At 36.7% G+C, this 14,700-nt stretch carries 14 protein-coding genes and 1 other annotated feature; of the genes, 13 read left to right on the forward strand and 1 reads right to left on the reverse strand.

The window, feature by feature from the left end:
* Positions 1 to 33 precede the first annotated feature (33 nt).
* The gene (locus M948_RS34290) at positions 34 to 1,311 is read right to left on the reverse strand and encodes a replication-associated recombination protein A (protein WP_021291016.1); all 1,278 of its coding nucleotides are present in this window, start codon (positions 1,309 to 1,311) and stop codon (positions 34 to 36) included.
* A gap of 168 nt (positions 1,312 to 1,479) precedes the next feature.
* On the opposite strand from M948_RS34290, the gene cymR reads away from it, so the two are divergent.
* The 13 genes from cymR to M948_RS34355 all read left to right on the forward strand — a co-directional run bounded on the left by cymR (position 1,480) and on the right by M948_RS34355 (position 14,699).
* The gene (gene cymR / locus M948_RS34295) at positions 1,480 to 1,899 is read left to right on the forward strand and encodes a cysteine metabolism transcriptional regulator CymR (RefSeq protein WP_021291017.1); all 420 of its coding nucleotides are present in this window, start codon (positions 1,480 to 1,482) and stop codon (positions 1,897 to 1,899) included.
* A gap of 33 nt (positions 1,900 to 1,932) precedes the next feature.
* The gene (locus M948_RS34300) at positions 1,933 to 3,075 is read left to right on the forward strand and encodes a cysteine desulfurase family protein (RefSeq protein WP_021291018.1); all 1,143 of its coding nucleotides are present in this window, start codon (positions 1,933 to 1,935) and stop codon (positions 3,073 to 3,075) included.
* A 15-nt stretch (positions 3,076 to 3,090) separates the two neighbouring features.
* Entirely contained in the window at positions 3,091 to 4,203 is a 1,113-nt protein-coding gene (mnmA, locus tag M948_RS34305) for a tRNA 2-thiouridine(34) synthase MnmA (RefSeq protein ID WP_021291019.1), read from the forward strand.
* 14 nt (positions 4,204 to 4,217) lie between these two features.
* A complete protein-coding gene (locus tag M948_RS34310; RefSeq protein WP_021291020.1) occupies positions 4,218 to 4,880 on the forward strand; it encodes a tetratricopeptide repeat protein in 663 nt (220 codons plus the stop codon).
* A gap of 25 nt (positions 4,881 to 4,905) precedes the next feature.
* Positions 4,906 to 7,209 (forward strand): SF1B family DNA helicase RecD2, encoded by a 2,304-nt coding sequence (locus tag M948_RS34315; RefSeq protein WP_021291021.1) that lies wholly within the window; start codon positions 4,906 to 4,908, stop codon positions 7,207 to 7,209.
* A 70-nt stretch (positions 7,210 to 7,279) separates the two neighbouring features.
* Complete coding sequence (locus tag M948_RS34320; RefSeq protein ID WP_021291022.1) at positions 7,280 to 7,474, forward strand: hypothetical protein; 195 nt, start codon at positions 7,280 to 7,282, stop codon at positions 7,472 to 7,474.
* Positions 7,475 to 7,529: 55 nt separating this feature from the next.
* The gene (locus M948_RS34325; RefSeq protein WP_231378682.1) at positions 7,530 to 8,606 is read left to right on the forward strand and encodes an AI-2E family transporter; all 1,077 of its coding nucleotides are present in this window, start codon (positions 7,530 to 7,532) and stop codon (positions 8,604 to 8,606) included.
* Between the two features lie 110 nt (positions 8,607 to 8,716).
* Positions 8,717 to 8,926, forward strand: a binding site (T-box leader).
* Positions 8,927 to 8,982: 56 nt separating this feature from the next.
* Positions 8,983 to 11,625, forward strand: coding sequence for an alanine--tRNA ligase (alaS, locus tag M948_RS34330; RefSeq protein ID WP_021291024.1), 2,643 nt, complete (start codon positions 8,983 to 8,985; stop codon positions 11,623 to 11,625).
* 131 nt (positions 11,626 to 11,756) lie between these two features.
* A complete protein-coding gene (locus M948_RS34335; protein WP_021291025.1) occupies positions 11,757 to 12,029 on the forward strand; it encodes an IreB family regulatory phosphoprotein in 273 nt (90 codons plus the stop codon).
* Entirely contained in the window at positions 12,026 to 12,439 is a 414-nt protein-coding gene (ruvX, locus tag M948_RS34340; protein ID WP_021291026.1) for a Holliday junction resolvase RuvX, read from the forward strand. The genes M948_RS34335 and ruvX overlap by 4 nt, the downstream gene beginning before the upstream one ends.
* 11 nt (positions 12,440 to 12,450) lie before the next feature.
* Positions 12,451 to 12,738, forward strand: a complete 288-nt coding sequence (locus M948_RS34345; protein ID WP_021291027.1) for a DUF1292 domain-containing protein — start codon at positions 12,451 to 12,453, stop codon at positions 12,736 to 12,738.
* Positions 12,739 to 12,862: 124 nt separating this feature from the next.
* Entirely contained in the window at positions 12,863 to 13,981 is a 1,119-nt protein-coding gene (mltG, locus tag M948_RS34350) for an endolytic transglycosylase MltG (protein WP_021291028.1), read from the forward strand.
* Between the two features lie 82 nt (positions 13,982 to 14,063).
* Positions 14,064 to 14,699 carry an O-methyltransferase gene (locus M948_RS34355; protein WP_021291029.1) on the forward strand — a complete coding sequence of 212 codons (636 nt, stop codon included), beginning with the start codon at positions 14,064 to 14,066 and terminating at the stop codon, positions 14,697 to 14,699.
* Position 14,700: the final 1 nt, after the last annotated feature.

Here is a 14,700-nt window from a genome sequence, read left to right on the forward strand (position 1 = left end):
TTTATTGTTACCTCGGGAGTGGAATCTTATACGTTAAATCTTTTTATCTTTCTGAATACGTTCGTAAACTTGTTTAATAGCCTGTTCGAACTTTCCAGTAGCTTTTGGTTGATAGTACTGCTTATTTTTTATGGAATCTGGTAAGTACTGCTGTGATACCCAACCATTATCATAGTTATGTGGATATCTATACGCATTCCCTCTGCCTAATGTTTCCGCTCCACTATAGTGGGAATCTTTTAGATGAATGGGTACTTCTCCGCTCTTTCCTTGTTGAATATCATGAAGGGCCGCATCTAATGCCTTATAGGCGGTATTGGATTTTGGTGATAAACATAGTTCCACAATAACAACTGCTAAAGGGATTCTAGCTTCAGGAAAACCCAATCTTTCCGCAGCTTGAACAGCAGCAACTGCTCGTGGTCCAGCCTGTGGATTAGCAAGCCCAATATCCTCATAAGCAGTTACTATCATTCTTCGAGCAATACTTTCTAGATCACCTGCCTCAATTAATCTACCTAAATAGTGAAGAGCTGCATCAGCATCACTGCCTCGGATGGACTTTTGGAATGCTGATAACACATCATAGTGGGCATCACCATCCTTATCATGTGTAAAGCTTTTCTTCTGCATGCACTCTTCCGCTATTTCTAGAGTTATAACAATTTCTCTATTTTCATTTTCTGGTGTGGATGCAACTGCTAATTCTAAACCATTTAAGGCACTACGCATATCTCCGTTCGCGCTAAAAGCAAAATGTTCTGCAGCCTCATCGATGATTGTTATCCTTTCTTCTCCGTAACCATGTTCTGTATCTGAAATCGCTCGGTAAATTGCCTGCTTTACATGCTTTGCAGTTAAACGATGTAATTCAAATAAATGACATCTGCTACGGATAGCAGGATTAATGGAATGGTAGGGGTTACTTGTAGTACAGCCAATTAGAATAATTAAATTACTTTCTAAATGTGGTAATAAAAAGTCTTGTTTTCCTTTATCTAAACGATGTACCTCATCAAGAATAAGCACTATTTGTCCCATCATTTTGGCTTCTTCTACGACAATTTCCATATCTTTCTTCTTATCGGTGACCGCATTTAAGGTTTTTACTGACTTTCCTAGACTTTTCGCAATCGCCATAGCCATGGAAGTTTTACCAGTTCCTGGTGGCCCGAATAGGATCATGGAGGCTAATCTTTCAGCCGCTATCATACGTTGAATAATTTTTCCTTCTTCTACTAGATGCTCTTGTCCGATAATTTCGTCAATATGGTCCGGCCGCATACGAAATGCGAGTGGTTTTTGTTTCATATATACCGTCCTTTATATTATAATAAAACACTGTTTCTCACATGTTACTTATTTTAGACAAGATTGCTAATGCTTGTAAAATTCGATAACATGCACGAACAATACGTTCCATGCTATAATATCATGTATTAGTAATATTGGAACGTAATTAAAATTGAGGTGTCATGGATGAAGATATCAACAAAGGGAAGATATGGACTAACAATTATGATTCATTTAGCAAAACAACATGGCAAAGGACCGACTTCGCTGAAACAAATTGCTAAAGAAAATAAATTATCGGAACATTATTTAGAACAGCTTGCTTCTCCCTTAAGGAATGCAGGATTGATTAAGAGTATTCGTGGTGCATATGGTGGATACATGTTAGCGAAAGATCCAGTAGAAATAAAAGCTGGTGATATTATACGTGTATTGGAAGGGCCGATAACACCAGTTGAAGGAATCGAGGATGAAGAGCCCGCAAAGCAAGCGTTATGGTTACGAATTCGAGATGCTGTCAAGAATGTGTTAGATACGACTACGCTAAAGGATTTAGCAGAACATAATAATGACCAGCCACAAGATGCGTATATGTTTTATATTTAAATGGTAATTGTTTGAGGAAGGAAAAGATAAACGATGGAACAAATTTATTTGGATCATGCTGCAACGACCCCGATTCACTCTGAAGTATTAGATGCAATGTACACGGTGGAAAAGGATGTATTTGGTAATCCATCTAGTGTTCATTCATTTGGAAGGAAGGCAAGACGATTATTAGATGAAGCACGGCTTACATTGGCTCGAAGCATTCATGCTAGTGAGAAAGAGATTGTATTTACTAGTGGGGGTACAGAAGCAGATAATCTTGCTATTATTGGCACAGCATTAGCTAATCGACAAAAGGGAAACCATATCATTACTACTGCGCAGGAACATCATGCTGTACTGCATACGATGGAAAGATTAGAACAGGAAGGGTTTGAGGTAACCTATTTACCAGTTAACCAAGATGGGAGAATTAATGTAGAAGATGTAAATCAAGCGTTAACAGATGCTACCATCCTTGTTTCCATTATGTATGTAAACAATGAAACAGGTGTTATTCAACCAATTGAAAAGGTTGGCGAATTATTACAGAAGCACCAAGCATATTTTCATACAGATGCTGTACAAGCCTTTGGATTAATTGAATTGGATGTTACGAAGATGGGCATTGATATGCTGACGGTTTCCGCTCATAAGATAAATGGTCCAAAAGGAATTGGTTTTCTATATGTGAATGAGAAGGTGAAGTTAAATAGTTTACAATTTGGCGGAGAGCAAGAGAGAAAACGTCGCGCTGGAACGGAGAATCTTGCTGGAATTGTAGGTTTTCAAAAAGCAGTTGAATTAGCTATGGAGAATAAATCAATTCGAAAGGAACGTTATTTATCTTATAAACAAGCATTCCTTAACATCTTAAAGAAAAACGGAATCGATTTTGAAGTCAATGGTGCCATAGAAGCTAGTATTGCTTCCACGGTGAATATAAGTTTTCCTGGTACAAAAGTCGAAGCGCTGTTAACCAATTTTGATTTAGAAGGTATTGCTGCTTCCAGCGGAAGTGCGTGTACAGCTGGATCTGTAGAGCCTTCACATGTATTAACTGCTATGTTTGGCAAAGCGCATGAATGTACAACAAATTCGATTCGCTTTAGTTTTGGACAAGCTAATACACCAGAGAATATTAAAGAAGCTGCTGAACGTGTTGCGAAGATAGTAAAGCGACTAGTTAAGTAAAGGATGTGTAAGTATATGAATGAAAATAAAGACACAAGAGTTGTAGTTGGTATGAGTGGGGGCGTTGACTCCTCTGTAGCTGCTTTACTCTTAAAACAGCAGGGCTATGATGTTGTAGGGATCTTTATGAAGAACTGGGATGATACGGACGAATTTGGGGTGTGTACAGCGACGGAAGATTTTGAGGATGTTGTTCGTGTCTGTAACCAACTGGATATTCCTTATTACGCTGTTAATTTTGAAAAGCAATATTGGGATAAAGTATTTACGTACTTTCTAGATGAATACAAAGCAGGAAGGACACCGAATCCAGATGTCATGTGTAATAAAGAAATTAAATTTAAGGCTTTCTTGGAACATGCGATGTCTTTAGGCGCTGATTATTTAGCTACGGGACACTATGCGCAAGTAAAAGCACATCATGGACGGTATGACATGTTACGTGGCGTGGATGATAATAAGGATCAAACTTATTTTCTCAACCAATTATCAGAAGATGTTTTATCTAAAGTAATGTTTCCACTTGGACATCTCCCCAAATCAGAAGTTCGTAAGATAGCCAAAGAACATGGTCTTGCTACGGCAGAAAAGAAAGATAGCACAGGAATATGCTTTATAGGAGAACGTAACTTCAAAGAGTTCCTGAGCGAATACCTGCCAGCTCAACCTGGTGAAATGCAAACATTAGAAGGTGAGGTCAAAGGTCGCCATGATGGTTTGATGTATTACACGATCGGGCAACGTCAAGGACTGCGAATTGGTGGATCAGGGGAACCGTGGTTTGTTGTTGGCAAGAACTTAAAGGACAATGTGCTCTATGTAGGACAAGGGTATGATAATGATAAGCTATATTCAGATGCACTGATTGCGACCGATGTGAATTGGATCCACTCAGAAAACCTTAATGATACGTTTATTTGCAGTGCGAAATTTCGTTATCGTCAACAAGATAGCAAAGTGAAAGTTACCATTTTAGAAAATAATCGGGTGAAAGTTGATTTCATAGAAAGTCAACGCGCAATCACTCCTGGACAAGCTGTTGTTTTTTATGATGGAGACGTTTGTCTCGGTGGCGGAACAATTGATGAGGTAAGAAAACAGGACCAAATGTTAGATTATGTTGGATAGTTAGGAGTTTTACCGTGGATAAGATAAAACAAGCTATAGCTTACATGCAAGAAAATAAAATTGAAGAAGCAGCTGCATTGTTCACAGAAGTTATCGAAGAAAACCCGGAAGACCCCGTTGGTTATATTAATTTTGGAAATTTGTTATTTCACATGAATGATTTTACTAGGGCACAGCGTTTTTATGAACGGGCAATGGAGTTAGATAAACATGCAGCAACAGCGTATTATGGACTTGGTAATCTGTATTATGAGCAATCACTCTACCCTAAAGCATTAGAAAACTTTCAGAAAGCAATTGAACTAGGTTTGGAAGAACCAGATGTTTATTTTCTTTTAGGAATGACTTTCCAACATCAAGAACAATATAAATTATCACTTCCTTATTTATTACGAGCTACGGAACTAGATCCGGATAATCAGGATTCGTTATTCCAATATGGTCTTGCACTCGCTCAAAGTGATCATTTGAAAGATGCTGAAAAAATCTTTCATAAGGTTTTGTCACTAGAAACAAATCATAGCGATGCCAATTATAATTTAGGTGTTGTTGCCTTGTTTGAAGATCGTTTAGAACAAGCCCTCACCTATTTTAATGAGGCATTGCGTATACAACCAGAACATATATTAGCTGCGAACGGGAAAGAAAAAACCGAAGCGTTATTAAACGAATCGTAAGTTGAAATAGGTTGGTGTTTCTTGGATGGAAGAGGATAAACAAAGTAAAGGCTATATTAGAGGCGAATTAATTCATACCATTTTTCATAATGAAGCGGAACAGTTTTCGATTGCTAAAATAAACGTGTTGGAAACGAATGAAGCTTATAGTGAAAAAGACATTGTTATTAAGGGGTATTTTTCTAGTTTACAAGAAGGAACAAGTTATTATTTCTTTGGTATCTTTGAAAAACATCCTCGCTTTGGTATGCAATATAAAGTAACATCCTATAAAACATTTATTCCTGATACAAAAGATGGTTTAATTGCATATCTATCTAGTGATTTATTCTATGGTATAGGAACGAAAACCGCTGAAAAAATTGTAAATCAATTAGGTGGGAATGCAATTTCAAAAATCATGGATGATGAAGAAGCACTATCAGAAGTTAATGGGATTAAAAAGGAATCCGCTAAATCCTTGCGTAAGACGTTACAAGAGAACCAGGGATTTGAGCATGTTGCAGTATATTTAGCTAATTACAACATTGGTTTAAAAATGGCACAGAAAATTTATCAATACTATAAAGATGAGGCCATAGCTTTAATTGAGGAAGATCCATATCGATTTGTTTTTGATATTGAGGGATTTGGCTTTCGTACCGCTGATGAAATTGCTGCACAAATGGGAATTTCTACCACTCATGCGAACCGTATTGGTGCAGGTTGTGTTTATACTTTACAACGATCTGTTCAAGATGGACATGTTTATTTGCCAGTAAGTGAATGTGTCTCTCTTGTTGATCAACTATTAGCCTCTCCTGAGTTGACGGAAACTATCATCACTGACCGCTTAGTAGCTTTAAATGGGGATAAATCCCTTATTATTCAGGATGGCAATGTGTATTTGCCGTCTCTCTATTATGCTGAAGATGGGTTTGGTACACATCTGAAACGAGTGTTAACGAAACCCATTGAACAACGAACACCAATGGCCGAATTAATGAAAATAATAGGTGAAATTGAGGAAACAGAGATTCTTTCGTATGGGAAAGAGCAATTTACTGCGATTAATCAATCCATCCATTCGAAGTTGATGATTCTAACGGGAGGGCCTGGAACTGGTAAAACTACCGTTATTAAAGGAATCTTAAATGCGTTTGCAACGATTCACCAATTATCCTTAGATCCAAAAGATTACGATAATATGGACGAGTTTCCATTTATTCTTACTGCACCAACAGGAAGAGCTGCGAAACGATTAACAGAATCTACCAATCTTCCTGCTAAGACGATTCATCGTTTATTAGGATGGGATGGGATTAGTGGGTTTGATAAAAATGAAGATGAGCCATTAACCGGGAAATTTTTAATTGTAGATGAGTTTTCGATGGTAGACATATGGCTTGCAAATCAATTATTCAAAGCAATTCCTGATGATATGCAGGTATTAATTGTAGGGGATGAAGATCAACTTCCATCTGTAGGACCAGGTCAAGTGCTTTCAGATTTATTAAAGACGGAGCGAATTCCATTTGTGCGCTTAACGGAAGTGTATAGACAAAAAGAGGGATCAAAGATTATTCAACTAGCTCATCAAATTAAAAATGAAGAAGTAATCGATTTACAAAACGATCAAGACTTCAGTTTTATCTCATGCAATGAACAACAGATGGTTGATGTGATTATTAAAATTTTTACACGAGCAGTGGACAAAGGATTTGATGTGAGAGAGGTTCAAGTATTAGCACCCATGTATCGTTCGCAAGCAGGAATAACTAAACTTAATCAAGAGCTTCAAGCAATACTAAACCCAAAAACAGACCAAAAAAGAGAAGTGAAAACACAAGATGGACTGTTTCGAAAAGGAGATAAGGTAATTCAGCTGATCAATCAGCCGGAAGATGGCGTCTATAATGGAGATATTGGAGAAGTAGTGGCTATCTTCCGAGAAGAAGAAAACATAGATCAGGTAGAACAGCTTGTGATAGCCTACGATGATAAAGAGGTAGTATATGAACGGAAGGATTATCGAAATATTATGCTTGCGTATTGTATCTCCATTCATAAGTCGCAAGGAAGTGAGTTTCCTATTGTTATATTGCCAGTAGTACGTACTTACCGTCGTATGCTAAGAAAAAATCTCTTATATACTGCTATAACAAGAAGCAAGCAATCATTAGTTATTTGTGGTGAGGAGCAAGCTTTTATACAAGGAGTTGGAATGATAGATACGAACCGACGTTATACATCTTTAAATAAAAACTTGAAGATGAAACTGGATGATCAGGTTATAGATAACGCATATGAAAGTGAAGAGGATAACTTGTCGCCCTATGATTTCATGTGAGATAGGTATAAACATCATTCAATCGGGTTAGCATGGTAATATCAGATATGGATAAAAGGAGCCTTCATAAATGCGATGCCCGAATTGTAATGGAAAGGATATTGGGAAAATAGGTAGCCAGCAGTATTATTGTTGGAACTGTTTTATTGAGATGTCAGTAATCAATAATAAATTAACGATTCATCAAGTTGAAGCCGATGGTTCATTAAGTTCACTTAATGATTTATTCAGTGAGGATGAACGAACCTTTTATGGGAATCCATAAATTGTTCAGCTTGTATAATTAAGGAACTGTGCATATGTTTAAGGGTAATAAAAGCTTGAATTTCCTATATTGGTTATTGATCGGCATATCCCTGTTTTTATTTCTTTATTTAATGATTAAACTGTTTCCGTTCTACCATACAGTTTTTTTGTTTCTATGGCATCTATTTGCTCCTTTTCTTATCGCTTGCTTAATAGCGTATCTATTATACCCAATTGTTAATCAATTACATTATTATAATATACCAAAAGGGATAGCTGTTCTTTTGATTTACATCCTATTCTTTGGTGGGACGGCATATTTAATTTATCGTGTATATCCCATGATTGTGTATCAGGTAAGAGAGCTAAATGATCAATTTCCTCAGTTTATAAAGATGTATGAACAGCTTGTTTACCAAATGTATGAATATACTTCCTTCTTACCTGAAACAGTACATGATAAATTTGATCAGCTCTTTGCCCGAATCGAAAGCAGTCTGGACCAGTTGCTGTCACGGTTAGTTAATGGTTTCACGAAGGTTTTTGATTTGGTTATTCTACTTACTGTAATCCCAGTTTTAGTTTTTTACTTTTTGAAAGACTATAACAAAATGAAAGCCTTTTTTAAAGGGTTTATACCAAAAAAATACCGTTCGACATCAAGCAAAATGGTTCATGCCATTGATGAGACTTTGGGTAATTATATTCGTGGACAATTAATTGTTTGTTTATTTGTTAGTTTGACAACCTTTATAATTTTTAAGTTCTTATTAGGCTTGGATTTTGCATTACTCTTAGCTGTATTAATGGGTATAACCAACTTGATTCCTTATTTTGGGCCAATAATTGGTGCTATTCCAGCAGTAGCAATTGCATTTACCATATCAGGAAAACTAGTGATTTTTGTTATATTATCGGTTTTTGCTATTCAATTAATCGAAAGTAACTTGTTGTCACCATTTATAGTTGGAAAAAGTATAAATATCCATCCTGCAGCTATCATCTTTGCATTGTTATTAGGTGGTCAGTTATTCGGTGTAATCGGAATGGTGATCGCCGTCCCTTTAATGACGATTGTCAAAGTAATTGTTAAACATGTGATAGAATGGCGAAAAGTTAATATGAAGCTGAATACAAGTCACGAAGAGTAATACGTCCCATGAAATCATTTATAGCCATTTACTACAAATATGTCACGAGAAGCCTTCTTTATTGACATTCAACAAGATGTTTTTTATAATTACGCTTACAACACTACAATTTGAATTCGTTGAAAGTTACGAAGTACATGATAGGCTCTTTCAAGAGAGGGGTTTTCATTGGCTGTAAGAAACCCTAAAGGTAGCGTCATGGAAAGCTAAACTGGAGTGCGGTTAATTCCCGTCGGTGTCATACCGTTACAATGACTGAGTGGTGAATACAACTTGTATTCATAATTAGGGTGGTACCGCGAATATATCTCGTCCCTGCATTAGCAGAGAGGGGATTTTTTTATTCCATTTTATTACGTTTCGGGAGGAAGGAAAGATGAAGCAATTAACATCGGCACAAGTTCGACAAATGTTTATTGATTTTTTTAAAGAAAAGGGGCATCGGGTAGAACCAAGTGCTTCTTTGGTTCCGAAGGATGACCCTACACTACTATGGATTAATAGTGGTGTGGCGACATTGAAGAAATACTTTGATGGTCGGGTAATACCAGATAACCCACGTATTGTAAATGCACAAAAATCGATTCGCACAAACGATATTGAGAACGTAGGGTTTACAGCAAGACACCATACATTCTTCGAAATGTTAGGAAACTTTTCTATTGGTGACTATTTCAAAAAAGAAGCGATCGAATGGGGATGGGAATTCCTAACGAGTGATAAATGGATCGGATTTGACGAAGAGTTACTTTCTGTAACCGTACATCCAGAAGATGATGAAGCTTATGATATTTGGCTACATGATATTGGTGTACCAAAAGAGCGAATTATTCGATTAGAAGAGAATTTTTGGGATATTGGTGAAGGTCCAAGTGGACCAAATACGGAGATTTTTTATGATCGCGGAGAACAATATGGAAAAGATCCAAATGACCCTGAATTATATCCGGGCGGGGAAAATGAACGTTATCTAGAAATCTGGAATTTGGTATTTTCCCAGTTCAATCATAATCCTGATGATACGTATACACCTCTACCAAAGAAAAACATTGATACAGGAATGGGATTAGAACGAATGGTTTCCGTTATTCAAGATGTCCCAACAAATTTTGAGACGGACTTATTCATGCCGATCATCAAAAAGACAGAAGAATTAGCATCGGTTGCTTACGGCGATAGTAAAGAAGGAGATACTGCCTTTAAGGTAATAGCGGACCATATTCGTACTGTTAGTTTTGCGATTGGTGATGGAGCAGTACCTTCGAATGAAGGAAGAGGGTATGTATTACGAAGATTACTTCGGAGAGCCGTTCGATTTGCTAAGGAGATCGGTATTGAGAAAGCATTTATGTTTGAATTAGTTGATACAGTAGCTGATATCATGAAAGACTTCTATGATCAAGTAGTTAAGAAAAAAACGTTTATTAAGAATATGGTCAAAGTAGAAGAGGAACGTTTTCATGAAACCTTACATGATGGCTTAGAGATTTTAACAAGCATCATGGAGAGAGAAGAACAAAAAGGAAGTACGGTATTCCCTGGTGTGGAGGTCTTTCGTTTATATGACACGTATGGATTCCCTAAAGAGTTAACCGAGGAGTATGTCGAAGCTAAAGGGTTCACCATTGATGAACAAGGATTCCAAAAGGAAATGGAAAAGCAAAGAGAACGTGCTAGGAATGCTCGTCAAAAAGTAGACTCCATGCAGGTGCAAGACGGAGCGCTTTCAGAGATCGATGTGGAAAGTGATTTCATTGGTTATGATTACACCCAAACTGAAACAACTGTCGAGGGTTTAATAAAAGATGGTAAAACGGTTCGTGATGTTAGTGTAGATGAAGAGGTTTATGTTTTACTGCGCCGAACTCCGTTTTATGCAGAGAGTGGAGGACAAATAGCTGATAAAGGGGTAATCTATACGGAGACAGCCACTGCACAAGTAGAGGATGTACAAAAATCTCCAAAAGGCCAACATATTCATCGTATTCGAGTTACAAAAGGTTCTTTCTCACTAGGGGAAACAGTGAAAGCGGAAGTGGAATTAGTAACGAGAAGCTTTATTGTGAAAAATCATACAGCTACCCATTTACTTCACCAAGCTTTAAAAGATATACTTGGTACACATGTAAATCAAGCTGGCTCACTTGTTACTCCAGAACGTCTTCGTTTTGATTTTTCTCATTATCAAGCACTATCCAAGGAAGAGCTGGAGCAAATAGAGCAAATTGTAAATGAGAGAATCTGGGATGCCATTACGCTTGATATCACACATGAAAACATTGAAGATGCAAAGAATATGGGAGCTATGGCATTGTTTGGTGAGAAATATGGTGATGTTGTACGGGTAGTTAAAATCGGTGATTATAGTATTGAGTTATGTGGCGGTTGTCATGTAGTAAATACGGCTGAAATCGGTTTGTTTAAGATAGTTTCCGAAAGTGGCATTGGTGCTGGAACGAGAAGAATTGAAGCAGTTACGAGCAAGCAAGCTTATCAGTTCTTATCGTCAAAACTCGGTGTGCTCCACCAGTCTGCCCAATTGCTAAAATCAGCGGAAGAAGCAGTACCTGAAAAAATAGAAAGCCTATTCCAAAACATCAAAGATATGCAAAAGGAAAAAGAGTCTTTACGTGCTAAATTATCCAATGTTGAAGCATCATCTATTCTTAATAACGTAGAAACCATCGAAGGGGTTCCTATATTGGCAGAAAAAGTAGATGTCGGAGATATGAATCAATTACGCAATATGGTGGATGATTTAAAACAAAAACTTGGGTCGGGAATCATTCTATTAGCGATGGAAAGCAACGGAAAAGTTCAATTAGCTGCTGGTGTATCGAAAGATCTAATGGATAATGGATTTCATGCTGGTCAACTCATAAAACAAGCTGCGCAAGCCTGTGGCGGCGGTGGCGGTGGACGTCCTGATATGGCTCAAGCTGGGGGGAAAGATGCAAGCAAAATCATCCAAGCATTGTCTACAGTGAAGGATTATGTAATAGAACAAACCAATCGCTAATTTGTATATCGGCTAGTAAAAAAGATATAATTAATTCTATAATCATGTTAAGATAATAGAAGAAGCTTACATTCTGAAAATGATTTCACTAAGGGTCATTTTCAGAATGATTCTAAGATCGAGGTGTCATGATGAGTTCAATTGATAAAACGATGAAGTTCAATTTTTCGGAGGAACCATTTGACCAGGATGTTAAGGAGATACTGTTCACTGTGCATCAAGCATTAAAAGAAAAAGGATATAACCCGATCAATCAGATTGTCGGTTATTTACTTTCTGGTGATCCAGCATATATCCCACGGTATAATGATGCGCGTAATCTAATTCGGAAAATTGAACGTGATGAAGTAATTGAAGAACTGGTTAAATTTTACTTAGAGCAGCAACCCGAGGATGAACAATGAAATTACTTGGATTAGATGTTGGCTCCAAAACCATTGGTGTCGCTGTTAGCGACGCACTTGGTTGGACAGCACAAGGAATTACCACATTAAAATGGAATGAAGAAGAGATTACTTCTGCAGATAAAGAAATAAAAGCTTTAATAGATGAGCATCAGATAGGGAAAGCTATTATTGGACTTCCCAAGAACATGAATGGTACCATCGGTGAACGAGGAGAAATGTCGATCGCTTATGCAGAACATGTTAAAAATACGCATGGTATTGAGACCGAACTATGGGATGAGCGTTTAACGACAATGGCTGCGGAACGAGTTTTATTAGAAGCTGATATGAGTAGGAAAAAGCGTAAGAAGGTCATTGATAAAATGGCTGCGGTTATGATTTTACAAGGTTACTTAGACCAAGGATAAGGAGTGAAAAGATGGCATTAGAAGAAAAAGAGCGAATTATTATTCCTGATGAAAATGGAGAAGAACATCTATTTGAGGTATTGTTTACCTTTGATGTGGATGAAACAAAACAAAGCTATATTGCTGTTATCCCTGTAGAACAGTCAGAGGATGAAGAAGTAGAAGTTTATGCTTTTCGTTATGAAGAAAAAGATAATGATGAGGATGATTTATCCTTATTTCCAATCGAGTCTGACAAGGAATGGGAAATGGTTGAAGAGATGCTCCATACATTAGCAGACCAGGAGAACGAAGTATAAGTTCCACTTCATTTATGAAAGCTGATGTCACATTCTGACATCAGCTTTTTATGTTTCAGCATAAAATTAATGGAATATAATAGCGATTTTTAGTATAATATAGCGGAATGAGAGGGGGATATTCATGTCCAAAGATAAAAAGAATAGCAATTTCAGGGACAACCTCGAGGCTCGTAGTGAAGAAGCCAAAACCGTTCGTAAAATTGTATCTATTATTATTATCGCTTTATTGTTAATTTTGTTAATAGGTGGTATTTCTGGATATTTATATGTAAAATCTGCGCTTGAGCCAGTGGATCCAGAAAGTAATGAAGAAGTGAAAGTAACGATACCAATTGGTTCATCATCTTCACAGATTGCTTCTATTCTAGAGAAAAACGGAGTTATTAAAGATGCGCTTGTTTTTCGTTTTTACATAAAATTTAATAATGAATCTAATTTTCAGGCTGGTGAATATACATTTACAACTGGGATGAAATTAGACGAAATCATTGACTCACTGAAAAATGGCAAAATTATGGCAGAACCAGTACATTCGATAACGATTCCTGAAGGAAAGACTGTGGAAGAATTAGCAGAAATTTATGCAAAAGAATTAAGCTTTACAAAAGAAGACTTTTTAAACAAGGTAAATAACAGGAACTTTATCGAGCAATTAATGGAAGCATACCCTTCTATTTTATCGGATGACATTTTAAATCCAGAAATTCGGACGCCACTAGAAGGTTACTTATTCGCATCTACTTATGAATTTTATGAAAAAGAACCAAGTGTTGAAACAGTTATTTATGAAATGATGAAAAAGACAGATACAGTGGTATCTAAATACCTTGATGAGATTAGTGAGAATAATTTTTCTGTCCATGAAGCCGTTACCTTTGCTTCGGTGATAGAAAAGGAGGCAAGTACAGCAAAACAACGTAAAAAGATTGCTGGTGTTTTCTATAACCGCATTGAACAAGGTATGAAACTACAGACAGACCCAACCGTATTATATGCATTAGGCAAACATAAAGAACGAGTACTTTATGAAGATTTGGAAATAGAGTCTCCATATAATACATATTATGTAGAAGGTTTACCTATTGGTCCGATTGGTAGCTATGCTGAAAGCTCTTTAGCAGCAGCATTGAACCCTGAAGATTCTGATTACTTATACTTTCTACATGATGGAGATGGAGAGATATATTATGCAGAAAATCTAGAGCAGCATAATAAAAATAAACAAGAGCATATGAATTAACTTGCCATACTGATTCATCCCCCTGTTTCATTTTAAATGAGAAGGGGGATGAATCCGATTTATTCTAAAAAGAGGGTATTTCATGGATGAACAAATAATAAACTATTTATCGAAGATTTTACCAGCAAGAGAAGAAAACATCAGTGATCTAGAAAAAAAAGCAAAAACAGAAAAAATACCTATTATGGAACCAATAAGTATGCATTTTGTACTACAAATGCTACGTCTAAAACACCCCATCAACATCTTGGAAATCGGAACAGCAATTGGATATTCTGCATTAAGGATGCTGGAGGCAGTTCCCAACGCTAGTATTATCACAATCGAAAAGGATGAACAGCGTTATCAGGAAGCAATTAAGAATATTCAAAAGCAAGGTAAAGAAGAGCAAATACATGTTATTCATGGGGATGCACTCGAACAATTAAATAATTTGCAAAAAGATCAATTATTTGATGTAATATTTATCGATGCAGCAAAAGGTCAGTATCGACGGTTTTTTGAGCAATCAGCACCTTATTTAAATAAAGCGGGCATGATACTAACTGATAATGTTTTATTTAGGGGGTATGTTGCCCAGCAAGAGCTGGCACCAGCAAGATTTAAGAATATGGTCAAAAAAATCGATAATTATAATGAATGGCTTATGCATCATCCAGATTTTACAACGACTATTGTACCAATTGGAGATGGAGTTGCAATTAGTTTAAAGAAGTGAA

Origin of the sequence: Virgibacillus sp. CM-4 (assembly GCF_000445495.1) — a bacterium.
In the GTDB taxonomy this organism is placed as follows: Bacteria; Bacillota; Bacilli; order Bacillales; family Amphibacillaceae; genus Virgibacillus; species Virgibacillus salexigens.